Origin of the sequence: Nonomuraea sp. NPDC049129, assembly GCF_040648495.1 — a bacterium.
GTDB lineage: Bacteria > Actinomycetota > Actinomycetes > Streptosporangiales > Streptosporangiaceae > Nonomuraea.
The window spans coordinates 52,710-76,795 of record NZ_JBEZDU010000004.1; the positions used below are offsets into that span (position 1 = coordinate 52,710).

A 24,086-nucleotide genomic window follows, 5' to 3' on the forward strand; every position below is an offset into this window, starting at 1 on the left:
GGCGCTGAGCCGGGATTCCCTCGGAGGTGCGCATGTCCCGATTAGTCACCCTCTGCCTTGTGCTGTGTTCGCTCGTGGCCTGTGCCACCGTGAACCCGGCTCCCGGTAGGAACGGCGCGGCCGCTGACTCCGCCATCGCGGTCGGCGTGGCCTACAGCCGCGGTGGACGCGGTGACAAGTCCTTCAACGACTCGGTCGGGTCCGCGGTGGACCAGGCCAAGGCACAGCTGGGCGTGTCGGTGAAGGAACTCAGCCCCAACTCGGCCGGGTCGGACCTGGAGGAGGTCCTGCGGCTGCTGGCCGAGACGGGCCACAACCCCGTACTGGCCGTCGGCTTCTTCTACGCCCAGCCACTGACGAAGATCGCGCCCGCCTTCCCCCACACGCAGTTCGTCATCATCGACGACGCGACCGTGAAGCTGCCGAACGTCACCAACGTGGTGTTCCGGGAAGAGCAGGCCAGCTACCTGGTCGGCGTGGCCGCGGCGCTCAAGTCGCGCACCGGGCGGATCGGCTTCATCGGGGGCGTGCAGACGCCGCCTCAGCAGAAGTTCCTGGCCGGGTACGCGGCCGGCGCCCGAGCGACCAACCCCAAGATCCAGCTCTCCAGCGTGTTCATGAGCCAGCCGCCCGACTTCAGCGGATTCTCCGCGCCGGACAAGGCCCAGGAAGCGGCTCGCGGCATGTACGACGGCGGCGCCGACGTCGTCTACCACGCCGCCGGCGCCTCCGGGATCGGGGTGTTCCAGGCGGCCAAGGCCGCGGGCAAGTGGGCGATCGGGGTCGACGTCGACCAGCGCAAGACGGTCGACCAGGGGCTCTCCCAGGTGATCCTCACCAGCGCCACCAAGAAGCTCGACGTCGCGGTCCTGCGCATCATCCAGGAGGCGGTGCGGGGCAAGACGATCTCCGGGCTGCGCGAGTTCGGGCTCAAGGAGGACGGGGTGGGCTACGCCACGAGCGGCGGCGGCCTCACCGACGTCGAGCCGCGTCTTGAGGAGATCCGCAAAAAGATCATCTCAGGCGGGATCACCGTCCCCGTCGTCCCCTGACCGACCGACCCAGGAGGAGAGGAGGCCCGATGTCCCCCCGCGCAGCTTCGCTCACCAGGCGGATGTTGAGCGCGCTCACTGCTCCTGCGTTCGCGCTGCTGATCGCGCTCACGGTCACCACGGCGCTCCTCGCCGCGGTGGGCGCCTCGCCGGGGCGGGCGTACCTGACGATGCTGGAGTTCGGGCTCCGGCCGGACTCGCTCGTCTCCGCGGTCAACAGGTCGGCCATCTATTTCTTCGCCGGTCTCGCCGTGGCCGTGGCCTTCCGCATGAAGCTGTTCAACATCGGGGTCGAAGGCCAGTACCGCGTCGCCGCGCTGTTCGCCGCGGTCGTCGGCGCGTCCGTGAACCTGCCAGGTCCGCTGCACCTGGCCCTCGTCGGCCTGGTCGCCGTGCTCGCCGGTGCCCTCTGGGCCGGGATCGCCGCGGTGCTCAAGGTGTGGCGCGGGGTCTCGGAAGTGCTGTCCACGCTCCTGCTGAACTACGTCGCCACCGCCGTCATCGCCTACCTGCTGGCCGACTTCTTCGCGGCCGGCAGCGCCTCCGGATCGACGCCGGAGCTCCCGCCGTCGGCCCGGCTGCCCGAACTCGACGGGCTGGTGTCGCTGTTCGGGCTCTCGCTGCCCGCGGGCACCCACCTCGGAGGGGCCGCGCTGGGCGCGGTCGTGCTGGGGGTGGCGGTGCATCTGCTGCTCACGCGCACGCGGTACGGCTACGAGCTGAAGGCCAGCGGGCTGAACCCGGCGGCGGCCCACGTCCACGGCATCGAGCCACGCCGCATGATCCTCCTCACGATGCTCGTCTCGGGTGGGCTGGCCGGCCTGGCCGGGCTGCCGGACCTGCTGGGCAACACCTACAGCTACGGCGTGGACTTCCCCTCCGGGGCGGGATTCACCGGGATCGCCGTGGCCATGCTCGGCCGCAACACCCCGGTCGGCATCGCGCTGTCCGCGCTGCTCTTCGGCTTCCTGGAGCGCTCGGCGCTGATCCTCGACATCCAGGGCCTGCCCAAGGAGATCGTCACGATCATGCAGGGCGTCATCGTGATCAGCGTCGTGGGCGCCCATGAAGTGGTGCGCCGCATGGACCTCAGGCGCGCCGCCCGGCTCATGCGCGAGGAGAGCGTCCCGGTCGTCACGCCCGAGCCGGTGAGGCCCGCGACATGACCATGAAGAATCCGCGCGGCTGGGTGCTCGCCGTACTCATCCTCCTGCTCGCGATGTCGGCCGTCAGAACCTTCACCGGAGCCGAGGCCCTCACCGGCTCCGGCGCGATGGGCGCCGCGCTGCGGCTGGCGGTCCCCATCGGGCTGGCCGCCCTCAGCGGCCTGTGGAGCGAACGCGCGGGCGTCGTCAACCTCGGCATCGAAGGCATGATGATCATCGGGACCGTGTGCGGGGCCTGGGCCGGCCACTTCTACGGTGTCTGGGCCGGGGTGCTCGCCGGTGCGCTCGGCGGCGTCATCGCCAGCCTGCTCCATGCGGTCGTCACCGTGACATTCGGCGTGGACCAGGTGGTCTGCGGCATCGCCGTCAACATCCTGGCCGTGGGTGTCGCCCGCTTCCTGTCCGTCATCGCCTTCAGCGGCCTGCCGGGGGCGGGAGCCACCCAGTCGCCTCCCGTCACGGGTGCCATCGGCACCGTGAGCATGCCGTTCCTGGCGGGCGGCTGGGGCACGCCGGACCTGCTCGGACAACTGGAGCGGAGCCGGTGGTTCCTCCTGGCCGACGTCAGCGGCATCCTGCGGGGATTCCTGCACGAGGTCTCCTGGTTCACCGTGCTCGCCGTCGCGCTGATCCCGGTCAGCTTCGTGGTGCTCTGGAAGACCGCCTTCGGGCTGCGCCTGCGCTCCGTCGGCGAGCACCCCGCCGCGGCGGACTCGCTCGGCGTCCCGGTCCAGCGGATGAGGTACTACGGGGTGCTGGTGTCCGGTGCGCTCGCCGGACTCGGCGGGGCGTACCTGGTCACCGTCTCCTCCACCATCTACCGGGAGGGCCAGACCGGCGGCCGGGGCTTCATCGGGCTCGCCGCCATGATCTTCGGCAACTGGCGCCCGGCCGGCACGGCGGGTGGGGCCCTGCTGTTCGGGTACGCCGACGCCCTGCAACTGCGGGAGCCGAGTGCCGTACACGTACTGCTGCTCCTGGCCGCCGTGCTGCTGTGGACGGCGGCGATCGTGTTCGTCCGTCGGCGGCCCCGCCTGCCCTTGACCCTGGCGCTGCTCGGCGCGGCCGCCTTCGTGGTCTTCCAGAGCACCGATTCGGTGCCCACGCAGCTCATCTACGCCACGCCGTACCTCGTCACCCTGCTGGTGCTGGTCACGGTCGCCCAGCGGCTGCGCATGCCGGCCTGTGTCGGCGTCCCGTACCGCCGAGGAGGTGCGTGAGCGGATGGAACCGCGTCTGATGGGGTACGCCGACCGCTGGTCCGCCGTCCCCGGACAACAGCTGACCTTGTACGCCGCAGGCCCGCCGGGAGCCGGGACCGTGGACCTGGTCGACCTGATAGACGAAGCCGGCCGCACCCCGGCCGAACCGATCTCCCTCGCGCCACAACCTCTGAAGACCGGCTCCCACCTGGAAGCCTCCGTCCCGGTGCCCGCCAGGGGGAGCGTCGCGCTGTGGATTCGCCCGCACCGGCTCGGCACCCGCCAGGTCGTGGCGGAACTGGGCACGCCCGGCTGGCGACTGCTGCTCGCGCTGGACGAGGAGAACCGGGCCGAGGCGAGTCTGGAGACGACATCGGGACTCCTGACCTGCCATGGGCACACCGCCGTTGAGCGGAGATCCTGGTCGCTGCTGGTGGTGGCCTGGGAGGCGACGCCGTCGACGACCACCGTGCGGTTGGCCGTTGGCCGCGCTCCTGGTGTGAGTGCGCGGGCCGCGGGCTTGGCGCTGCCGCACGGGACCGGAGAGGTGCGGCTCGGAGCGGGCTCCTTCGTGGGGCGGATCGCCCTGCCGATGCTGACGAGCGGCCTGATCACCACGTGCGCTCCGCTGCTCGACCTGACCACCGGTGCCGAGCTGGTCAAGCACCTCGGTGAGGACGTCTTGGCCCTCTGGGACGCCTCCATCGATCCGGGCGCCTGCCTCGTCACCGACATCAGCGGGAACGGCCATCACGCCCGCGCCGTCAACCGGCCACTCGCCGGGCTGATCGGGCCGGGCAGCGGCACGGACCGCACCGCCGTACAGCTGAGTCCTGAAGACCTCGACGACGCCCGATGGAAAGAGACGTGCGCGCTGACCATCCCGGAGGAGACGACCTCCACCGTGCTCGGCGTCCGCCTGCGGACCCGGAGCCAGTCCTGCGTCATCCCGGTGATCGTCCGTCCCGCCGGTCCGGGTCGCGCCCCGGTCGCGGTCGTCCTGCCCACCTTCACCTACCTGGCCTATGCCAACCACCGCCAGCTCAGCGAGGCCGAGTACTTCGGGGACTACTCGCGGGTCACCGACCACGGGATCACGCTCTCGCCGACGGACGCCTACCTCAACGACCACCGGGAGCTCGGCCTGTCGCTGTACGACCAGCGGCAGGAGGGCGGCCCCGTCTACTACTCCTCCGGGCGCCGCCCCGTGCTGAACTTCGCCCCCGGCTACCGCTGGTGGATGACCGGAGCGCCGCGGCACTTCTCCGCCGACCTCCTGCTCCTCCGCTGGCTGCGGTCCGAGGAGTTCGCCTTCGACGTCCTCACGGACGAGGACGTACACGAGGGCGGAGCCGATCTGCTCGCCGGCTATCGCGTCGTCATGACCGGCAGCCACCCCGAGTACATCAGCGCGCCGGAGCGCGCGGCCGTGAGCGCGTACGTGTCCGGCGGCGGACGGCTGATGTACCTCGGCGGCAACGGGTTCTACTGGGTGACCGGCGTCGACCCCCGCCACCCCCACGCCATCGAGGTCCGCCGCGGCCACGCCGGCGACTGGTGGGACAACGAGCCGGGCGAGGACGTCCTCACCTCCACCGGCGAGCCCGGCGGGCTCTGGCGCCACCGCGGCCTGGCACCACAGGAGCTCCTCGGCGTCGGCTTCGCCGCGCAAGGCTGGGGACCGGCACCCGGCTACACCCGCCTGCCCGACAGTTACCGCGACAACGCCTCCTGGATCTTCGCCGGTGTCGAGACGGACACCGTGGGCCGCTGCGGGCTCGCGCTCGGCGGAGCGGCCGGAGACGAGATCGACCGCGCCGCACCAGAGCTCGGCACCCCGCCCGGCACCCTGCTGCTGGCCACATCCGCGGGCGGGCACAGCCACCATTACCAGCCGGCCACCGAGGAGGCCGCGCTGGGCGCGCATACCGTACGCGCCGACATGACCCTGCGACGCCTCGGCAACGGCGGCGCGGTGTTCGCGGCCGGATCCATCAACTGGGTTGCCAGCCTCGCCTGCTGCGACGGCGACATCAGACGCGTCACCCGGAATGTCCTGTCCAGATTCCTGCTCTCCCCGCCCCTGTGAGGAGGAGTGACATGACCAACGTCAGCGAGCGGCACATTGGTTACCCCTATCCCGACAAGTCGAGTGACCTCACCGATGAGCAGTTGTCCATGCCCGCCGAAGACCTCGCGGCGATCGCCCGCCACCCCCTGACCGTGTACGCGGACACCACCGAGCTCTATCACCGGCTGGCCCGCCAGATGGCCGACGAGCTGCGCGCGAACAACATGCGCGGCGAACCCACCCGCTGGATCCTCCCCGTCGGCCCCAAGGCGCAATATCCCATCCTCGCCCGCATCTGCAATCAGGAGCGCATCAGCTGGACCGAGGTGTTCGCCTTCCACATGGATGAGTTCCTCGACTGGCAGGGCCGGCCCGTGGACCCGTCACACCCCTTCAGCTTCCGCGGCTACTGCGACCGCAACCTCTACCAGCTGCTCGACCCCGATCTGCGGCCCCACCCCGACAACATCATCTACCCGGACGTTTTCGACCCCGACGCGTACGGTGCGCGCCTGCGCCAGGTGGGCGGCGCCGACACCTGCTTCGCGGGATTCGGCTACCGGGGACATCTGGCCTTCAACGAGCCGCCGACCACGCGCTGGCACCACTACGGCCTGGAGGAGTTCGCCGCCTCGACCACGCGCATCGTCCCGCTGCTCGACGACACGATCATGGCTCACTCCCACCGGGTGACCGGCGGCTACACCCAGGCCATTCCCCGCATGGCCATCACCCTGGGCATGTCGGAGATCCTGTCGGCCCGGCGGCTGCACCTCATCACCGACGGAGGCGCCTGGAAGCGCTACATCGTGCGGGTCCTCCTGCTCACCACCGAACCCGAGGTGCAGCTCCCGGTCACCCTCGCGCATCGCCACCCCAACGTGCACGTGAGCCTGGACGCCGACAGCATCGCCCCTTGCGCGTTGGGGCTCGGCTCATGACCGTCCTCGCCATCGGCGCCTACACCGTGGACCTCTACATGTTCGGCGACCACCTGCCGGCCAAGGGGGAGAGCGTCGACGCCGTCGACTACGCCACCGCGCACGGCGGCAAGGCGGCGAACGTGGCGGTCGCGTCGGCTCGGCTGGGCGCGCCCACCCGCTTCGTCGGCTGCCTGGGAGACGACACAGACCGGCTGACGGCGCTGGCCGCGCTGGCCGCCGACGGCGTCGAGGTCGACGACTGCGCCACTGCCGACGGCATCGCGACCGGGCGCAGTTTCGTCTACGTCGACGCGCATGGTCAGCAGATCGTCATGACCTGGCCGGGCGCGGCGAATCTGCTTCCCCCTTCCCGGGCGGCCGCCACAGTGTCCGAACTGCCGGGCACTTCCGTACTCGTCCTTCAAGGTGAGATCCCCGTGGCGACCTCGTCGGCGGCGGCCGCCGCTGCCTCGCCGGACGTGCGCGTCCTGCTCAACCCCAGCCCGGCCGGACCATTCCTCAGCGAAACCGGAGAGGACCTGCTCAGCCGGGCCGATGTGCTGGTGCTCAACGAGAGCGAGCTGTCCGCGCTGGCTTCGGACACACACGACGCGGTGGAGTGCCTGCGCCGCAGAACCAGAGGGCGCACGGTGATCGTCACTCGCGGCGAGCACGGGGCCGAGATCACCGACGACCACGGCACTATGCTGATCGACGTACCCAGCGTGAACGCTGTGGATACGACCGGCGCGGGTGACGCCTTCACCGGGGCCCTGGCGGCCGCCCTCTGCACCGGCGCGAGCCTGGCGCAAGGAGTCCGGCTCGCCTGCCGGGTGGCAGCCGTTTCCGTCACACGCCGGTTCTGTGCTCCCAGTTACCCATCAGCCGCAGAGCTCGGTGTCGCTCCGCTCCAAGGTGCGCCCGGGCAGGAGAGAACCACGTGACACGACGACACCCCACCCTCGCGATTCAGGTACGCGATCGGCTCCACGCGCTGATCGTCGAACAGGGGCTGCGCCCCGGGGACAGACTGCCCTCGGAGAACGAGCTCATCACCCTCTTCGACGTCGGCCGGACCAGCATCCGAGAAGCGTTCAAGCTCCTTGAGCAGGAAGGACTCATCCAGTCCCGCCACGGCGACGGCCGGTATCTCACCTCTCAGCCCAGCCTGGACCGCCCGCTGACCCGCCTCGAAGGCGTGACGGAGATGCTGGCCAGCCGCGGCTACACCGGCGTCAACACGGTGCTGGACATCGCGGCGACGGAACCGGACCGCAACCAGCGCGAACTGCTTCAGCTGCCTGGCAGCGAGGCCATCGTCCGGCTGGAGCGCCTGCGCCGCTACCAGGACGACGCGCTGCTCTACTCGATCGACCTGTTCCCCCGCTCGCTCATCGGCCGGCCGCTGGACGAGGTGGACTGGACCGGGTCGCTGTTCCAGCTGCTCACCGAGTACGGCCACAACATCGCGTACGCGATCACCCAGGTCCGCGCCGTCACCCTCAGCCAGGCGCAGGCGGAGCGCATCGGCAGCCTCGAAGCCGACGGCGCGTGGCTGCTGCTGATTCAGACCCACCACGACAGTGCGGGCCGGCCGCTGCTGTACTCCCAGGACTACCACCGGGGCACCGACTTCTCCTTCCACCTGGTGAGGCACCGTGACTGACACCTTGAGGCGCCGCCGTCAGGTTCTGTTCGACCAGGACGGCGCACCGGACGACCTGCTGTCGCTTCTCCTGCTGACCCAGTACGACAACGTCGACCTGCGCGGAGTCGCGGTGACCCCCGCCGACTGCCTTCCCCGGCCGGCCCTGTCGGCCACCCACAAGATCCTCGACCTGGTGGGCAGGGACGTGCCGACGGCCGTGGGCGTGCTGCCCGGACGCAACCCGTTCCCCCTCGCCTGGCGGATCGACGCCCTGCGGGCGGACGCGTTACCGGTGCTCAATCAGAAGGATGAGCGCCCCGGCGACGCGGACGCGCTTCCCGCGCACGAACAGCTCGCCACCTGGCTCATGCGGGCGCCGGCTCCGGTCACCGTGCTCGCCACCGGCCCGCTGACCAACCTCGCCTGGTGTCTCGATCACCACCCGCAGGTCGAGTCACGCATCGAGGAGGTGGTCTTCATGGGCGGCGCGCTCGACGTCGCCGGCAACGTCAGACAGCCGGATCACGACGGCAGCGCGGAATGGAACGTCTTCTGGGACCCCGACGCGCTCAAGCGGGTCTTCGACTCGTCCGTCCCCATCACGATGTTCCCCCTGGACGTGACCAACCTCGTGCCGGTGACCCACGACTTCGTCCGGGCCTTCGGCCGCCACTACGGGTGGCACGTCAGCGACCTCGCCGGATCGCTGCTCGCGCTGACATTCGGCACCTTGGAGACCACCGGCCTGCCGTACTGCTGCTGGGACAGCCTGACCACCTCGTACCTGGCCGAACCCGACATCTGCACGTTCGAGACAGTGCGCTGCGACGTGATCACCCAAGGAGAGAGCCAGGGACGGATCGTCCGGCTCCCTGACGGGCGGCCTGTCAGATGCGCACGCGCGGTCGACGCCGACCGGTTCTACCAGCACTTCCTCAACACACTAACCCCGGATAAGCCACCGAATCTCTGACCTAATCCGGGATCCGCGGTTCATGGATCAAGAAGAAAGGATCATGCGATGAGTACGCGAACATTGGAGGTCACCAGGCCGTTCCCAGCCTCCCTGTCCGGCCACCGGGCAGGGTGCTCCAAGCTGTCGGTCTTCTGCCTCGCCATGGACGAGGTCTCCTATTACGGGCTGCCGCTGCTGCTCATGAAGGTGCCGAACGTCGCCAAGGCCGCGGTCGGGCGGAGCGCGGCGGAGGCCAGATCGCGGCTCGCCGGCGAGGATTTCGACGTGGCGGTGATACCGCTCACCATGTTGCCGGAGGTACTGGACGGCGGTCCCCGGCGAAACCGCCCGAGGATATTGGCCCTCGTGCGGGAGCAAGGAGAGATCGTCTCGCGCCTGGCCTGGCGGCACGGCGTGGCCGGCTGCCTCCTTTGGGACGAGATCAATGTCGCGAGCCTGGCCCGCACCTTCGACCGGCTGATCCGCGGCGACGTGCCCACTACGGTGCATCGCCCCGACACGCACCTGAACGGGAAGTTGACCCAGCGGGAGCGTTTCGTGCTGGCCCTGCTGCTGCGGGGGATGAGCAACCACCAGATCGGCCGGGCCATGGGGATATCCGTCCACGGCGTCAAACGGCATGTCTCGAACCTGCTGGTGAAGTTCAACTGCTCCAACCGGACGGAGGTGGCGCTGGTCGCCCAGCGGCTGGGGCTGGATTCCGCGCCGCCGAAGGCCATGTAAGCATCACCGGAATTGATCCGCTTTGTTCGCGCCCCAAAAATATGTCTTTCTTGGCCGCCCCCCAATGAAAGGTATGAACCGCAAACAGGAAAAGGTCATCGAGAAATGGAGTGACAATGGAAATCCCTCCCCTGGAACTCAGTGGTCGCGTTCCCATGGTACGGTCGGCGGAAATCGAGGCGGACATGACGTCCGCCACGGAAGCCATCAGGTCACAGCTGACCGGATGGGGATTCATGGCCGCCGAGGTGCCCGGTATCGGCGCCCGCGTCGAGACCATGATGAACGAATTCGCCGCGGCCTGCGCGTCGACCGAGCCGAGTCTTTCCGATTACACGCACACCGCCGTGCCGCAGTTAGGCGTCGGCGGCACCCACGGGTTCTTCCCGTACAATTCGGAGATCCCCCGGCTGGCCAACGGCGTACCGGATCCCAAGGAATTCATTCACGTCAGCGGCGCCATGATCTCCGACCAGCCGCCCGGAGCCGGAGACCTCATTCGCGCCTTCCCGGCCTTCGGCACCGCCGCCACCGAGGTGTTCGACATCGCGTTCCGGCTGATCTCCCGCTTCGGCGAGGTCGTACGTGGCATGCTGCCGGACGGCACCCCGGAGCTGGAGCTGTCGCGTGACGCGACGAACCTGCGGGTGATCAACTACCGGGACGTCGGCGACCGCCGCGTGCTGGCGCACGAGCACTCGGGGATCCAGATGCTCGGCCTCCAGCTTCCCCCCTCCGACCAGGGCCTCCAGTACGTCCTGCACGACGGCACCTGGGTCGAGCCGGTGATCGCCAAGACCGACGTGGTCCTGTGCAACATCGGCCGCATGCTGACCAGCGCCTCCGACGGACGTTTCCGGCCGTCCACGCATCGGGTGCACACGCGGCCCATGCCCGCGGGCTACCGGCGCCTGTCGTCCGTGCTCTTCGCCTACCCGCCGCACAAGGCCCGGCAGTGGAAGATGGTGGACGGCGAGCTCATGACGCTGAACGCGACATGGGGCGACTTCATCGAGAACAGATTCCAGGGCTTGGGAAAGTAGTCACCCGAGACCCGGGCGGCGGGCAGGGCCTTTTGGTCGCTGCCGGAGCGTCCCTCAGCCCGCCGCCCGCTTCACGAACTCGCCGATCCGCGCCTCGTCCTCGGCGGTCAACGTCGTCAGGGCGAAGGCGGTCGGCCACATGGTGCCGTCGTCGAGGTACGCCTGGTCGTTGAAGCCGAGCGTGGCGTACCGCGTCTTGAACTTCTGCGCGGGCTGGAAGAAGCAGACGATCTTGCCGTCCCTGGCGTAGGCCGGCATCCCGTACCACAGCTTCGGCGACAGCTCCGGCGCGTTGGCCTTGATGATGGCGTGCAGCCGCTCGCCGGTGGCGCGGTCCTGCTCCGACATCTCGGCGAGCTTGGCGAGCACCTCGCTCTCCCCGTCGGCCTTGGCCGAGCGCGAGCCGCGCCGGGCGGTGGCCTTCAGCTCCTTGGAGCGCTCCTTCATCGCGCTCCGCTCCTCGTCGGTGAACCCGTCGTACTTCTTGTCGGCCTCAGTGGCGGTCTTGGTGGTCTTGGCGGGCTGCTTGGCGGCGCTCATGGCGGGCGTCCTTCCGTCTGGGTGGCAGTTCGTCGGTGCGTTCCGACAGGAGTTATCTGACCACCGACGCGTCAAGGCCCGCACCGTCCGTGGGACACCATGGGACATCGGGAACGCGGCCTAGCTGCGGAAACGAGGCTCCGTTCCATGCTCGCGGGCTGGGACGGCACCCACGGTGGCTTGGTACGCCGCACGCGCGAGCTTCTCGTTGTGCGGCCGCCCGAGCTTGCGCGCCAGCTCGATCGTGCGCTCGTGCAACGCCAGCGCCTCGTCTTGGCGGCCCGCCAGGCGGTACGTCTCGGCGTACGCGGGCAGGAAGTCGATCTCCAGCTGGGCCTCGGCCAGCGGTTCCAGCAGCTCGAAGGCCTGTCGATGGTGCTCGAGCGCCTCGTCGAGCGAACCCATGACGCGCAGCGCGACACCGAGATAGTTGTGGCACCACGCCTTGTTGTGCTGAGCCTCGGCGAGCTCCAACGCCTCATGCAGCGCTCGCAGCGACTCCGCCGGGTCGTCCGGCGCCAGGGCGACACCGAGCGTGACCAGCCCGGTCATCCGGGCGGGGCCATCGGCCAGAGCCAGTGACGCGCGGGCGAGTTCGGCGGCTTCGCCGTGCCGTCCGAGGTGGAGGGTCACCCATCCGTCGAAGGCCAGCGCCTGGGAACGTCCGGAGCGATGCCCGGTCTTCTCGAACAACAGGCGCGCCAGCCGGAACTTCGCCTGTGCCGCCTCGAAGTCGCCGAGATCCCGGCGGACGAAGCCGGTACGCAGCGCCAGCGCGCCGGCCAGCTCGTCATCGGCCACACCGGACTGTTCGGCCAGTTCGTACGCGGCGAGCGCCTCGGTGAGACGTCCGGCGGCGGCGCGGGCGAACCCGAGATCCAGGAGCAGTGAGGCACGCTGCTGGTCGCGCCCGAGACGTTCGGCGGCGGCCGCGGCCGCCTCGAGCAGACGTATCTGGTCGTCGGTTCCGCGATGCCGGAAGAACCAGACGCGCATGGCCGGCGGCAGCTCAGCCACCACCTCGTCCGCGCCGAGCCGAACAGCGGCGTCGAAACAGGCGATCAGGTTGGCGTACTCGGTGTCGAACCAGACCATGGCCTTCGCCGGATCGCCCGGGACGGCCTCCTTGCGGTGGGGCAGGGGCAGTGTCCGATCGTAGGCGGTCGCCCGCGCCAGATAGTGGCTCAGAACACGGTGTACGGCGGCATCCGCCTGCGGCTCCTCATCGGCGGCGAGGTCCGCCGCGTACCGCCGGATCAGGTCGTGCAGCCGATACCGTCCGGGCGAGGGCTCCTGGACCAGATGCGCGTCCACCAGCTCTTCCAGCACCGCGTTGACGCGGTCCGGCGTCATGTCGGCGAGCGCGCCCGCCACCGCCGCGTCGAAGTCGGCGCCGGGCAGCACGCCCAGCAACCGGAACACCCGGCGCTGTCCCGCGTCGAGCTGCTGCAGCGACATGCCGAACACCGAGTCGAAGCGACTGGCGCTGTCCCGCAGCCGCTCGGCCAGCACCGCCACCGTCCAACCCGGCCGGTGCCGTAGCCGCGCGCCCGCCATCCGCAGCGCCAACGGCAGGCCGCCGCACTGCCGCAGCACCTGGGCGACCGCCTCCTCCTCAGTCAGCTCCACCCCGGCCGCCCGGCCGAACAGCGACGCCGCGTCCGCCGGGGGGAGCGCCTCCAGGGAGACCGGCGGCACCCCGTCCAGACTCACCAGCCGGTTGCGGCTGGTGACCAGCACCGCGGACTTGCCCGCACCAGGAAGGAGCGGACGTACGTGCTCCGCGTCGACCGCGTTGTCGAGCAGGACGAGCGCCCGACGCCGGGACAGCTCCGACCGCCAGAGCGCCGCGCGTTCGACCGTGTCGGCCGGGGGATGCGCGACACCCAGGGCGCCCAGCAGCCGGCCGAGCGCGGCCGACGGCTCCAACGGTTCCTGGCCCGGAGTGAAGCCGCGCAGGTCGAGATAGAGCCCACCGTCAGGAAAGGACGGCGCGAGCCGGTGCGCCACGTGCACGGAGAGGCTGGTCTTCCCGACACCCGCCATGCCGTCGATCGCGACCGCGCCCGTGGTACGCAGCAGCTCCTCGACCAGCGCCGCCTCCCTCTCGCGTCCGGTGAAGTCGGCGAGGTCGGCCGGAAGGTCGTTCCGGCGCGGGCTGGGCGCCGCGCCGGCCTTGGACGCCTCGACCCACATCGTGCGCAGCGGACGGGGATCGCGGGCGACGACCCGGCACAGTGCCACGACGGCTTCCCACGGCGGCACCAGCCGGCCGGTCATGTACCGGGACAGGGAGGAGCTGCTGAGGCCCGCCTGGCGGGCGAGGGCGCGCACGCTGAGCCCGCTCAACTCCTTGATCTGGGTGAGCTGGGCGGTCAGGTGTTCGGGTGCGCTCGACACCCGCACACGGTACCCGTCCCAGCCCGCGACCACGGAACAGAGGGTCGTTTCCGCAGCTGGGCCGCATTCCGGGTGTCCCACGCTGTCCCACGGACGGGGCGGTTCCGGACCCGCCGGTGGTCAGATGACTCCCGTCGGAACACGACGGACACCCGTCACCACATGGGCCGACACCCGTCAGAACACTCGCTCAGAACACTCGCTCAGAACATGACCACGAAGGAGAAAGCGATGCCCACCGAACGCATGCCGAACCCGGCGACCCTGATCCCCGAGGCGATGCAGGCGCTGATGGCCGTCAACAAGGCCATCGTGGGCGCCGGAGTGGACGGGAAGCTGCTGGCGCTGTGCCACCTGCGAGCCAGCCAGATCAACGGCTGCAGCCCCTGCGTGGCCGGTGGCGCCCAGCAGCTCCGCCACCACGGCGCCACCGACGAACAGGCCCACGCCGTCGTCGCCTGGCGTGAGACGCCCTGGTTCAGCGAGGAGGAACGCGCCGCGCTGGCCCTGACCGAGGCCATCACCCGGCTCGCCGACCGGCCCGATCCGGTGCCCAACGAGGTGTGGGACATGGCAGCCAAGCACTTCGACCAGAAGGAACTCGCCGCACTCGTACTCAACATCGCCATCACCAACGCCTTCAACCGCCTCAACGCGCCGACCCGCCAGCAGGCGGGCGGCAAGTGGTAAGCGCGTCGCGTGAGGGGGGAGCCCTTGGGCGGGCTCCCACCGGTCATTTCAGGAGCTAGGGAGGCGGACGACCGCGGCTCCGTGCTGATATTCGCCGAAGCTCCAGCCGGCGATGAGGGTGGCGCCCAGGTCTTCGACGGCGCCGCTGCCGGGGGGCCATTCCGTGGTGGCGAGGTACTGGGCGCCCGCGGAGACGGCGTCCGCGTCGCCCACACGGTGGAAGCGGAGGTGGTCGCGGAGGGCCTGGTTCTGGATGGGGCGAAGGGCCTTTTCCCATTGGGGTTCGGCCTCTTCCACGTACCCGTCGTCGCCGCCCATGGGGATGAGGTGGGCAGGGCCTCGGTGGGTGAAGGTGGCGGCGCGCAGGGCGTCCAGGAGGGTGCCGTCGGTGGCCAGGCGCAGGGTCGCGGTGATCGAGTAGTGGAAGTCGCCGAGGTCCTCGGCGGTCAGGTCGATGCCGTGGCGGTTCAGGAGGGGGGACAGGTCCGCGCCACGGATCAGCAGGTCGACGCCGTCCAGGGCGGCGGCGGCGCGGACATCGTCCGCGAAAGCGCCGGAGAACGGACCGTCGAGCAGTCAGCGGGCGGCGCCATCTCGTTGAGGACGTCGCCACCGTAGTAGACCGCGTACGTCGCCGCCGTGTCGTAGTCGTCGAGCCTCCTGCCCAGCAGGAGTCCGAACGCCTCGCTCAGTTCCTCGTCCCAGCCCATGTCTGCCTCATTGCCGAAGGGGTGAATCGCGTAATTATCCTCGATCTCTACCCCTTGGCGGAGATCGAACAGAACTTCGTCGGCGTCGAGCCTTCGCCGGGTCACTTCTCGACGAGGGTCTCGAAGGCCGTGCACAGAAGGCGGACGCTCCGCAGGAACTTCTCGTCCTGGCTCATCCCGGGCGCCTCCTGGAAGACGCGCGGGAAGCGTTCGAGCAGGGCGGCGTAGGCGTCCGGGGTGAGGTCCCGTACCGGAGGAGTGCCCTGCTCCTGCAGGACGAACCCCGTGACGTGGCTGAGGAGGGTGTCGGCGGCGACGATGCGGGGCCCGGCGGGTACGCCCGCCCCCTCCAGGGTGGACAGGAGGCGTTCCATGAGGGACAGGGCGCCGGGGCTGAGCATCTTGGGGCTGTCGGCCAGCAGGATCGCGCCGCTGGGGTGGCGCAGGATGACGTGGCGCAGCGCGCCGGCCTGGGCCTGGATCTCGTCCTGCCAGGTGGCGCCGGGCGGGAGCGCGGTCAGGGCGGCGGTGCCCGCGTCGTAGGCCTGCCCGCAGACGCGGTCGGCCACCAACGCCAGCAGGTCCTTCTTGTTGCGCACGTGGTAGTACAGGCTGCCCGCGTGCGCGCCGAGCCGTTCGGCCACCTGGCGCATGGACAGGCCGTGGTAGCCGACCTCGGCGAACGCGTCGATCGCGGCCTCGACGATCCGCTCCTTCGTGAGCTTCATGGGCCTACCGTATCCCGTTTTCAAACGGTGTTTGAATCGTGTGCTAGCGTGAGCCGTACGGTTTCAAACACTGTTAGAAAAGGTGGGTCACCTTGGACGGGCTGCTGTTCTTCGCGACCACGGCCGCGTTGATGGTGATGATGATCAACTGCGGGCTCGGCGCGCTCGGGGGCGGGCCGGTGCGTGACATGGTGCGCGGGCGTCCCGTCCCGTGGGTCGCCGTGGTGCTGACGACGCTGGCCGTGGCGGGAGTCGTGCTGCAGTCGTCCTGGCCGGGAGCCATGGCCGCGCTGGATCACGACCCCGCCAAGAGCGGCTGGTGGCGGGTGTTCACGTCGGTCTTCCTGCAGAACGGCGGCGTCGGCGGCGCCGTCTGGAACATCGCCACCCTCGCCATCGTGGCGGCGCTCGCCCAGTGGCTCTGGGGCACGTGGACGAGCGCCATCCTCTTCCTGGCCGGCGTCCTCCTCCCGGAACGCATCGACGCCCTGCTCGGCATGGGCGGTCCCAGCACCGATCCCCGTAACTTCGCCGGCAGCTCGGGCGCCACCTACTTCCTCGGCGTCTCCCTGGCCCTGGCCCTGCTGACCCGCACCAGGGCCGTGAAGCAGCGGGTCCTGGCGGCCGGCGTCCCGGCGCTCGGGCTGCTCATGTGGTTCCTGCAGGACAACGGCCACGGCCTGGTCGCCGTGTACGGCTTCGCGCTCGCGGTCCTCATCTGGGCGGGCCGCCGTCTGATGCGACGTCCCGCTCAGGTGGGTTAGGACTTGGGCTCCACCGCTTGGCCGCAACTCCACGGGCGGTGGTTCGGGCGCGCCCTTCAGCTCCGCAGGGGGTGGGTCGGGCGCGAAATACGGCGGTTCAGGCGCGCATGTTGGCGCCGCCATCCACGGCCCACACCTGGCCGTTGATCCACTCGGCGTCGTCCGACAGCAGGAAGGCCACGGTCGCGGCCAGGTCGCTCGGGCGGCCCAGGCGGGTCGTGGGGACCATCTCCAGGAACATCTTCTGCAGCTGGACGTCGTTCTGTTCCTTCTGCGTCTCGCCCATGACGAGGCCGGGCATCACCCCGTTGCAGCGCACGCCCGCGGAGCCCCAGTTCCCGGCGATGTGCCGCGTGAGCGCGTTGATGGCCGACTTCGAGGCCGCGTAGGCGGGGCGCTTGCGGTCGCCGCCGCTCACGGCGGTGCCCGAGGACGTGTTGACGATGCTGCCACCGCCGTTCGCGAGCAGGTGGGGCAGAACGGCGCGGACGGTCCGTACGTAGCCGACCACGTTGACGTCCATGGTGCGCTCCCATACGTCGAGATCGGTGTCGAGCAGCGACTTGTCACGCCCGAGATTGCCCGGCGAGAGATCAGCGCCGACATTGAACAGGCCGTGCACCGCGCCGAACGCTTCCATCGTCCTGGCCACCATCGCGTTGATGGACGGCTCGTCGGCGAGGTCGAAGTGCACCGCGATCGCCGAGCCGCCCGCCTCGGTGATCTTGGCGGCGGTGGACTCCGCCCCGGGCAGGTTGATGTCGCCGACGACGACGTTGGCGCCCTCCTCGGCGAGCCTGACCGCGGTACCAGCGCCGATGCCGGTCGCCCCGCCGGCCACGATGAACGTCTTCTCCCGCAAACCGCGCATTGTGTTGTGCTCCGATCCATGCGACGCCCTGGCGTCCGTGTACGTGATGTAAGTCGCCGTGATCCCACAGGTGCGGGACCACACATCAGCTAACCGTACACCTGTGTACGTTTATGCCCGCTAGGGTTGGATCGTGCGTGAAGACGGCCCACCGACGATGCGGCGTGACGCTGCCCGCAACCGAGACCGATTGCTGTCGGCGGCCCGGCAGGTGTTCGCCGAGCATGGTCATGACGTGGCGCTGGAAGAGGTCGCGCGGGTAGCCGGGGTCAGTCGCACCACCATCTACCGAAATTTCGCGACTCGTGAAGAGCTCGTGGCCACGGTCTTCGAGGACAACGCCGCCCAGATCGAGCGCTATGCGGCGGAGCTGCGTGAGGTGCCTGACGGTGTGGTGAAGCTGCTCGACTTCGTGCTGGACATGCAGGTGGAGAATCGCGGCCTCGCGCAGGTTCTCGCCGGAGTGGACATGCAGTGGTTCACCGACCTCTACAGTCGCATCGCCGCCTCTTTCGAGCCGCTGCTTGAGCGAGGTCGTACGGCCGGGATCGTCCACCCGGTCATCGACATCGAGGACCTGATGCTGGCCATTTCGATGGGCGAGAGCGTCGTGGCCAGCGATGACCTGGTCCGCCGCGAGGGGCGCATCAGGCGGGTGCGGGGCATGCTGCACCGCGCCCTCTTCACCAGGTGAGGCCGAATCAGGGCTCGTTGAGGTAAGTGAGGACGGCGAGGACGCGGCGGTTGCTGCCGTCGTCATCGGCGATGCCGAGCTTGCCGAACATGGAGGTCGTGTACTTGCTGATGGCGCTCTCACTGAGGAAGAGCCGCTGGCCGATGGCCTGATTGGACAGCCCTTCGGCCATGAGGCTGAGCACGGAGTGTTCGCGTTCGGTGAGTCCGCCGAGCCGCCGGGTCGAGGACCCGCTGGACAGCAGCTTGGAGATGACGGCCGGGTCCATCGCGGTCCCGCCACCGGCGACTCGGTGCAGAGCGTCGATGAACTGGTCGGCGTCGAACACGCTGTCTTTGAGGAGATAGCCGATGCCACCGGCGCCGTCGGCCAGGAGCTCGCGAGCGTACAGCTGTTCGACGTGCTGAGAGAGGATCAGGATCGGCAGTCCGGGCAGTTCGCGACGGGCGGCGAGCGCCGCCCGCAGGCCCTCGTCCGACTGCGTCGGCGGCATGCGGACGTCGACGATGGACACATCAGGCCGCCACTTCAGCAGCGCGTCGAGCGTCTCGGGCCCGGTGGTCGCCGTCGCCACGACCTGGTGTCCGTACGCCTCGATGAGGCGGACCATCCCATCGCGTAGGAGGTAGAGGTCTTCGGCTACAACGATTCGCATGGCACCACCATCCTCACACAGGTCGGACCGCCCACCGGGCTGGTGATCCGCAGAGTGCCGTCGAAGGCCGCGAGGCGGCGGCGGAGCCCCGCGAGTCCACCGTCGGCTGACATGCCGGCCCCGCCTCGGCCGTTGTCTTCGACGTCAACGACGATGCCGGTGTCATTCCTGGCGATCGAGATGCGCGCCCGGGTCGCATGGGCGTGTTTGACGGCGTTGGTCAGCAGTTCGGCGACTCCGAAGTACACGGCGGACTCGATCGGCGGGTCCAGGCGTAGCTGAAGGTCGGTGCTGACCGTCGCTTCGAGCGGGCTGTCCAGGGCGAGAGCGCGTACGGCATCGACCAGTCCGCGCTCGTTCAGTATCGGCGGGTTGATTCCCTTGACCAGCTCGCGGAGCTCGGTCAGTGACGTGGCGGCGCCGACCCGTGCTTCCCGCATCAGCGCCTTGGCCTGGTCGGGGTTGGTTTCCATCAGCTTCTCCGCGGTCGCCAAGGAGAGCCCGAGCGCGACCAGGCGGGCCTGCGCTCCGTCGTGCAGGTCCCGCTCGATCCGGCGGATCTCGGCGGCCTGGGCGATCGTGATGTCCGCGCGCTGGGCCGTCAGCTCGTCCACCCGGTCCGCCAGGGCCGTCGCGGGGGAGGCGCGCAGGAAGCGGACGGCCACCGGCTCGACGGACCGCCAGGCGTACGGGGCGCCGCCGATCGCCACGGCCAGGCCGAGCGCCCCGACCAGGCGCGCGGAGAGCGCCGGCTGGGACAACCCGAGGACCGCCGCCACGACTCCGGCCGGTGGGATCGCGCAGATCACGCCCGCGGTGATCGGTACGATCGCCGTGAACCGCAGGTCACGCCAGACGGCGGGATCGCGCCACCGGGTTCGCCACTGCAGATCCATGCGGGCGTCCCGGCTGGTGCGCTCGTAGGAGTAGCCGTTCCACCAGTGCCCGGTCGCCATCTGCGTCACCGGCCCGGCCTGCCGATATCCGGCGGGAATGTCGGTGCCCGTCCACCTCGCGACGAGGGAGCGGACCATTCGGCACACCGGGCGGGACAGGGCGAGCGTGCCGATGCACGCCCATATGAACGGCGCTATCCCCGACCACGGGTTTCCGCCCCACCACCAGAACCACAGCGCCACGGCAGCGGCCCACACGGCCGGCACCAGCGTGGCGACGACCACCACGACGCACGCTCGCACGAACCCCACGCAGGCGCTCGCCACCCACTGTCGCATGACTCTTCCTTCGCACTTCATGACCCTGCGCCGATCCGGCCAGTACGGCTTGGTGTCTCCACTGTGCACCGCACCCGCCCCTGGTCCCCACCAGATCGGCTGTGGAGTGGGTCTAGCCCTACCTACCTGTACGTCCAGGCCGATACCGCGCCACTCATGCGCTCCCTAACGTCGACACCGCTCCAGTCGACACGAGAGAAGAAGAGACATGGAAACCACCAACCATCCAGGCATCCAGCGGGCCTTCGGCAAGGCGAAGATCCTCGTCGCGGTCTACGGAGCCCTCAGCGCCGCGGTTCTCATCACGGTCGCCATCCTCGCGATCACCGGGCACACGGTGACCTCGTTCATGTGGGGGCGATCAGCCGGAGTGCTCGCGAGCGCGGCGGTGACCTACTGGCTGACCGTCCTCGCCGCACGAGGAGCACGAGGGGCCTTTCTCCGCGTACGCATCATCTCGATCGTCATGCCGGTCGCGATCATCGGCGTCGACCTGATCCCCGGTGTCACCACGGCTTGGTTCGCCATGCTGCAGGCCACCTGCGCCCTTGCCATCGCCGCGGTCGCCTTCATCGTCAACGGGTCCCGACTGCGCGCCGCCTTCCCCAGATGATCGACTGGCCGGGCATTGCCGATGTCCGGTCAATGCCCTGGATCGGCGGCCAACCGCGATTGACACTGGCTCCATGAAATCGACAGTGAAGGCGTTTCTCGCCGCGTCGGCATTGGCCTGCGTGGCAGTGGCAGGCACCGCGGGTGCGGCGAACGCGGCCACCGGGCGGCTGACCTTGATCAGCGGCACAGGTGCCGCCACCATCGCGTACTCCGCTTGCCAGAATCCGCGGCAGTATCCGGTGCGGCAGTACGAGATCGACGCATTCGTCAACGAGCCGCTGCCCGGCTGTCAGGCCGTGCTGGTCAACCTATCGGGCACCCCGAAAGTGCTGTGCGTCGGCCGCGGGAGCGTGCCTGCCGAATTTCGCCGGTCGGCAAGCGTCATCATCCAGCCTGGCATCGCACCGGCCTGCACGTATTGAGTAGCGATCATCAGCCGGCGTTGCGGCGATACCAGTCGAGGGTCGCGGCGATGCCCTCGGCGTGCGGGGTGACCTCGACCGGTCCGAACGCTTTACGGAAGGCCGAGTCGTCGGCGACGAACGGGCGGTCGCGCTGATACCAGGTTTCGCCGAGTTCGCGCACGGTGGGGTTGAACAGGCCGATGAGGCGCTGCATACCCCGGCCCAGTCCGGCGGTCTTCAGCTCGCCTCCCACCGCGGCACGCACGAGGTCGAGGAACTGGCGGCCGGTGATCGCCTCGGCGGCGGGCAGGTGCCAGGAGCGGCCGTCGGCGTCGGCGCGCTCGCCGAGGGTGACCAGCCCGGCGGCGATGTCCGGCAGGTACGCGACGGTGTGCGGCTGGTCGAGGTCGCCGACCCAGCGGGCGGTCTTGCCGGCCAGGGCGGCGGCGAAGATGGTCGGGCCGTAGGTGGTGTTGACGCCTCCGGGGCCGTAGTAGTCGGAGGCGCGCCCCATGGTCGCGCGGACCCGCCCGGACCGGTGGGCGTCGAGGATCAACTCGTCGACCTCGGCGCGGGCCCGGCCCTTGCGGGTGGTGGCGGCGTGCGGGAGGTCTTCGGTCATGTGGCCGTCGACGGGTCCGTAGACGTACAAGTTGTCGGCCATGACCAGCTTCGCCCCGGCAGCCTCCACCCCGGTCAGGATCGTACGGATGAGGCCGGGGAACTCCTCGGCCCAGCGCTCGTACTTCGGCTGCGCGCACTGGTAGACGACCGCGGCGCCCTGGCAGGCGGCGATGGCGCCCTCAGAGGTGGTGACGTCGTGCCGGTCCACGGCCGCGCCCCGGCTGACGGCGCGGACTCGGTGGCCGCGGGCGGTGAGTTCGGCGACGACGGCCGAGCCGACCCCGCCGGTGGCGCCAAGGACAACGTGCAGGTCAGACATAGTAAAGTCCCCCGGAAGCTGGTTTCAAACCGTTGTTATGTAACAACGTTATGCTAATCTTGCTCCCATGGCAAGACCGAGAAACCGTGACTACGGCGAGCTTCGGCACGAACTCGTCGATGCCGGCGGTCGGCTCCTGGCCTCGGAGGGCCCGGCCGCGCTGACCACCCGCCGGGTCGCACAGGAGACGGGCGTGTCCACCACGGCCGTCTACCAGCTCTTCGGTGACAAGGCCGGACTCGTCCGCGAGATGTTCCTGGCCGGCTTCGAGCGCCTCGCCGAGGCCTTCGCCGCCGTCCCCCGCACCAGCGATCCGGTCGCCGACCTGCTCGCGCTCGGCCACGCCTACCGGGCCAACGCCGTGGCCAACCCGCACCTGTACGAGCTCATGTTCGGCCGGCCGATCCCCGCCTTCCAGCCCGACGCCGCCACGGCCGCGCTGATCCAGCCGACCTTCGACACTCTCGTCGCCGCCGTGGCCCGCTGCGTACAGGAAGGCGAATTCGCGCCCGGTGAGCCTTATGCCCTCGCCGTGCGGATCAACGCGCTCGCGCACGGGCTGTGCAGCCTCGACCTGCGCGGCGCCCTTGGTGGCGCCGACGAGGCACGCCGCCACTGGGACGACGCCTTTGACACCATGATGCGAGGGTTGCGTGCCACCGAATAGCAAGACCGGGCGGCCCCTGTGCGGGGCCGCCCGGTCTTTTCAGGAGGGGGAGGGCGTCAGGCGATCGCCGGTTCGCCCGAGGGGCGCGGCGCGCTCACCGGAGCCTCGTCGAGCGACTGCGGGGGAGCGTTGAGCACCGCCTCGTCGAGACGGCTCTCGCCGCGGGCGACGAGGACCGGCACCACCATCTGTCCCGCGACATTGGTCGCGGTGCGGATCATGTCGAGGATCGGGTCGATGGCCAGCAGCAGGCCGACGCCCTCAAGCGGCAGGCCCAGGGTGCTCAGCGTCAGCGTGAGCATGACGATCGCGCCGGTCAGACCGGCCGTCGCGGCCGAGCCGACCACGGAGACGAACGCGATCAACAGGTACTCGCCGATCCCCAGCGGGACGTTGAACACCTGCGCCACGAAGATCGCCGCCAGCGCCGGGTAGATCGAGGCGCAGCCGTCCATCTTGGTGGTCGCGCCGAACGGCACGGCGAAGGAGGCGTAGTCGCGGTCCACGCCCAGGCGCTCGATGGTGACCTTCTGAGTCAGCGGCAGCGTGCCGACCGAGGAGCGGGAGACGAAGGCCAGCTCGATCGCGGGCCACGCGTTGCGGAAGAACGTGATGGGGTTGACCTTGCCGACCACCGCGAGCAGCGTCGGGTAGACGGCCAGCAGGACGATGAAGCAGCCGACGTAGACGCCGAGACTGAACTTGGCCAGCGGCGCGATCAGGTCCCAGCCGTACGTGGCGACCGACTTGCCGATCAGGCCGGCGGTCCCGATGGGGGCCAGGCGGATGACCCACCACAGCGCCTTCTGGACCAGCTCGAGGATGGAACGGCTGAAGGTGAGGAACGGCTCGGCCTTCTCACCGATCGCGATGGCCGCCGCGCCGAGGACGATCCCCAGGAAGACGATCTGGAGGACGTTGAGCTCGGTGAACGCCGTCACGATGTTCGTCGGGATGATGCCGGTGAGGAAGTCGACCCAGGTACCGACGTTCTCGGGCGCCTTCGCGCCCGCCGTGTTCAGGGTGATGCCCTGGCCCGGGTTGAGGATCAGGCCGAGGCCGATGCCGATGATGACGGCGATCAGCGCGGTGGCCAGGAACCAGAACAGCGTCTTGCCGGCCAGCCGGGCCGCGCCGTTGACGTTGCGGAGGTTGGCGACGCTGACCACCACAGCGGTGAACACCAGCGGCGGCACTGCCAGCTTCAGCAGCTGAACGAAGAGTTTTCCGACTTCGGTGAGCGTGGTGGCCAGCCAGGCGAGGTCCCAGATACGGGCGGCGAAGCCGAGGGCGATGCCCACGACCAGGCCCAGCAGCAACTGCAGGGAAAAAGAGAATCTCTTCACGATGAGGAAGGCTCCGAAAG

General features: G+C 69.6%; 26 protein-coding genes. 16 read left to right on the plus strand and 10 right to left on the minus strand.

The genetic code is table 11. From position 1 onward, the window contains the following. The first annotated feature begins 32 nt into the window (after positions 1-32). The 10 genes from AB0B64_RS13105 (at position 33) to AB0B64_RS13150 (ending at position 10,804) form a co-directional block, all read left to right on the plus strand. Complete coding sequence (locus tag AB0B64_RS13105; RefSeq protein ID WP_357941670.1) at positions 33-1,052, plus strand: BMP family ABC transporter substrate-binding protein; 1,020 nt, start codon at positions 33-35, stop codon at positions 1,050-1,052. A gap of 29 nt (positions 1,053-1,081) precedes the next feature. Next, positions 1,082-2,218 carry an ABC transporter permease gene (locus AB0B64_RS13110; RefSeq protein WP_358177027.1) on the plus strand — a complete coding sequence of 379 codons (1,137 nt, stop codon included), beginning with the start codon at positions 1,082-1,084 and terminating at the stop codon, positions 2,216-2,218. Then, positions 2,215-3,438, plus strand: coding sequence for an ABC transporter permease (locus AB0B64_RS13115; RefSeq protein ID WP_358177030.1), 1,224 nt, complete (start codon positions 2,215-2,217; stop codon positions 3,436-3,438). The genes AB0B64_RS13110 and AB0B64_RS13115 overlap by 4 nt, the downstream gene beginning before the upstream one ends. 4 nt (positions 3,439-3,442) lie before the next feature. Continuing rightward, positions 3,443-5,509 (plus strand): N,N-dimethylformamidase beta subunit family domain-containing protein, encoded by a 2,067-nt coding sequence (locus tag AB0B64_RS13120; protein WP_358177033.1) that lies wholly within the window; start codon positions 3,443-3,445, stop codon positions 5,507-5,509. 11 nt (positions 5,510-5,520) lie between these two features. Then, a complete protein-coding gene (locus AB0B64_RS13125; protein WP_358177036.1) occupies positions 5,521-6,432 on the plus strand; it encodes a hypothetical protein in 912 nt (303 codons plus the stop codon). After that, positions 6,408-7,358: a ribokinase gene (locus AB0B64_RS13130; protein ID WP_357941680.1), complete on the plus strand. Its 951-nt coding sequence runs from the start codon at positions 6,408-6,410 to the stop codon at positions 7,356-7,358. The genes AB0B64_RS13125 and AB0B64_RS13130 overlap by 25 nt, the downstream gene beginning before the upstream one ends. After that, positions 7,355-8,080, plus strand: a complete 726-nt coding sequence (locus AB0B64_RS13135; RefSeq protein WP_357941682.1) for a GntR family transcriptional regulator — start codon at positions 7,355-7,357, stop codon at positions 8,078-8,080. The genes AB0B64_RS13130 and AB0B64_RS13135 overlap by 4 nt, the downstream gene beginning before the upstream one ends. Then, entirely contained in the window at positions 8,073-9,035 is a 963-nt protein-coding gene (locus AB0B64_RS13140) for a nucleoside hydrolase (RefSeq protein ID WP_358177038.1), read from the plus strand. Before AB0B64_RS13135 ends, AB0B64_RS13140 begins: the two co-directional genes overlap by 8 nt. Positions 9,036-9,083: 48 nt before the next feature. Beyond that, a complete protein-coding gene (locus AB0B64_RS13145) occupies positions 9,084-9,761 on the plus strand; it encodes a LuxR C-terminal-related transcriptional regulator (protein ID WP_357941686.1) in 678 nt (225 codons plus the stop codon). A 185-nt stretch (positions 9,762-9,946) separates the two neighbouring features. Continuing rightward, positions 9,947-10,804, plus strand: coding sequence for a 2OG-Fe(II) oxygenase family protein (locus AB0B64_RS13150; protein WP_357941688.1), 858 nt, complete (start codon positions 9,947-9,949; stop codon positions 10,802-10,804). A gap of 54 nt (positions 10,805-10,858) precedes the next feature. Here AB0B64_RS13150 and AB0B64_RS13155 read toward each other — a convergent pair whose 3' ends face one another. Both AB0B64_RS13155 and AB0B64_RS13160 read right to left on the minus strand, forming a co-directional pair. After that, entirely contained in the window at positions 10,859-11,344 is a 486-nt protein-coding gene (locus tag AB0B64_RS13155) for a DUF1801 domain-containing protein (protein WP_358177041.1), read from the minus strand. Positions 11,345-11,464: 120 nt separating this feature from the next. Beyond that, complete coding sequence (locus tag AB0B64_RS13160; protein ID WP_358177044.1) at positions 11,465-13,744, minus strand: helix-turn-helix domain-containing protein; 2,280 nt, start codon at positions 13,742-13,744, stop codon at positions 11,465-11,467. 231 nt (positions 13,745-13,975) lie between these two features. Here AB0B64_RS13160 and AB0B64_RS13165 point away from each other — a divergent pair, with 231 nt between their 5' ends. Next, the gene (locus AB0B64_RS13165) at positions 13,976-14,434 is read left to right on the plus strand and encodes a carboxymuconolactone decarboxylase family protein (protein WP_357941693.1); all 459 of its coding nucleotides are present in this window, start codon (positions 13,976-13,978) and stop codon (positions 14,432-14,434) included. 48 nt (positions 14,435-14,482) lie between these two features. On the opposite strand, the gene AB0B64_RS13170 is transcribed toward AB0B64_RS13165, so the two are convergent. The 3 genes from AB0B64_RS13170 to AB0B64_RS13180 all read right to left on the minus strand — a co-directional run bounded on the left by AB0B64_RS13170 (position 14,483) and on the right by AB0B64_RS13180 (position 15,872). Then, entirely contained in the window at positions 14,483-14,752 is a 270-nt protein-coding gene (locus tag AB0B64_RS13170; protein WP_358177047.1) for a hypothetical protein, read from the minus strand. 179 nt (positions 14,753-14,931) lie between these two features. Continuing rightward, positions 14,932-15,144 carry a hypothetical protein gene (locus tag AB0B64_RS13175; protein ID WP_358177050.1) on the minus strand — a complete coding sequence of 71 codons (213 nt, stop codon included), beginning with the start codon at positions 15,142-15,144 and terminating at the stop codon, positions 14,932-14,934. Between the two features lie 101 nt (positions 15,145-15,245). Then, on the minus strand, positions 15,246-15,872 hold the full coding sequence (locus tag AB0B64_RS13180) for a TetR/AcrR family transcriptional regulator C-terminal domain-containing protein (RefSeq protein ID WP_358177053.1): 627 nt from the start codon (positions 15,870-15,872) through the stop codon (positions 15,246-15,248). A 92-nt stretch (positions 15,873-15,964) separates the two neighbouring features. Here AB0B64_RS13180 and AB0B64_RS13185 point away from each other — a divergent pair, with 92 nt between their 5' ends. Next, positions 15,965-16,636: a hypothetical protein gene (locus tag AB0B64_RS13185; RefSeq protein ID WP_358177056.1), complete on the plus strand. Its 672-nt coding sequence runs from the start codon at positions 15,965-15,967 to the stop codon at positions 16,634-16,636. A gap of 97 nt (positions 16,637-16,733) precedes the next feature. On the opposite strand, the gene AB0B64_RS13190 is transcribed toward AB0B64_RS13185, so the two are convergent. Beyond that, positions 16,734-17,498: an SDR family oxidoreductase gene (locus AB0B64_RS13190; protein WP_357941703.1), complete on the minus strand. Its 765-nt coding sequence runs from the start codon at positions 17,496-17,498 to the stop codon at positions 16,734-16,736. Positions 17,499-17,640: 142 nt separating this feature from the next. Between AB0B64_RS13190 and AB0B64_RS13195 the strand changes: the two genes are divergently transcribed. Then, complete coding sequence (locus tag AB0B64_RS13195) at positions 17,641-18,201, plus strand: helix-turn-helix domain-containing protein (protein WP_357941705.1); 561 nt, start codon at positions 17,641-17,643, stop codon at positions 18,199-18,201. Positions 18,202-18,208: 7 nt separating this feature from the next. Here the strand turns inward: AB0B64_RS13195 and AB0B64_RS13200 are convergent, their stop codons facing one another. Both AB0B64_RS13200 and AB0B64_RS13205 read right to left on the minus strand, forming a co-directional pair. Next, entirely contained in the window at positions 18,209-18,856 is a 648-nt protein-coding gene (locus AB0B64_RS13200; RefSeq protein ID WP_358177059.1) for a response regulator transcription factor, read from the minus strand. Continuing rightward, a complete protein-coding gene (locus tag AB0B64_RS13205) occupies positions 18,841-20,091 on the minus strand; it encodes a sensor histidine kinase (protein WP_358177062.1) in 1,251 nt (416 codons plus the stop codon). Before AB0B64_RS13205 ends, AB0B64_RS13200 begins: the two co-directional genes overlap by 16 nt. Positions 20,092-20,299: 208 nt before the next feature. On the opposite strand from AB0B64_RS13205, the gene AB0B64_RS13210 reads away from it, so the two are divergent. Both AB0B64_RS13210 and AB0B64_RS13215 read left to right on the plus strand, forming a co-directional pair. Next, positions 20,300-20,704 carry a hypothetical protein gene (locus AB0B64_RS13210; RefSeq protein WP_358177065.1) on the plus strand — a complete coding sequence of 135 codons (405 nt, stop codon included), beginning with the start codon at positions 20,300-20,302 and terminating at the stop codon, positions 20,702-20,704. 73 nt (positions 20,705-20,777) lie between these two features. Continuing rightward, the gene (locus AB0B64_RS13215; RefSeq protein ID WP_358177068.1) at positions 20,778-21,128 is read left to right on the plus strand and encodes a hypothetical protein; all 351 of its coding nucleotides are present in this window, start codon (positions 20,778-20,780) and stop codon (positions 21,126-21,128) included. 10 nt (positions 21,129-21,138) lie between these two features. On the opposite strand, the gene AB0B64_RS13220 is transcribed toward AB0B64_RS13215, so the two are convergent. Further along, positions 21,139-22,053 (minus strand): NAD-dependent epimerase/dehydratase family protein, encoded by a 915-nt coding sequence (locus AB0B64_RS13220; protein ID WP_357941714.1) that lies wholly within the window; start codon positions 22,051-22,053, stop codon positions 21,139-21,141. Between the two features lie 67 nt (positions 22,054-22,120). Here AB0B64_RS13220 and AB0B64_RS13225 point away from each other — a divergent pair, with 67 nt between their 5' ends. Continuing rightward, on the plus strand, positions 22,121-22,720 hold the full coding sequence (locus AB0B64_RS13225; RefSeq protein WP_358177071.1) for a TetR/AcrR family transcriptional regulator: 600 nt from the start codon (positions 22,121-22,123) through the stop codon (positions 22,718-22,720). Positions 22,721-22,776: 56 nt separating this feature from the next. On the opposite strand, the gene AB0B64_RS13230 is transcribed toward AB0B64_RS13225, so the two are convergent. Further along, entirely contained in the window at positions 22,777-24,066 is a 1,290-nt protein-coding gene (locus tag AB0B64_RS13230; protein WP_358177073.1) for a dicarboxylate/amino acid:cation symporter, read from the minus strand. Positions 24,067-24,086: the final 20 nt, after the last annotated feature.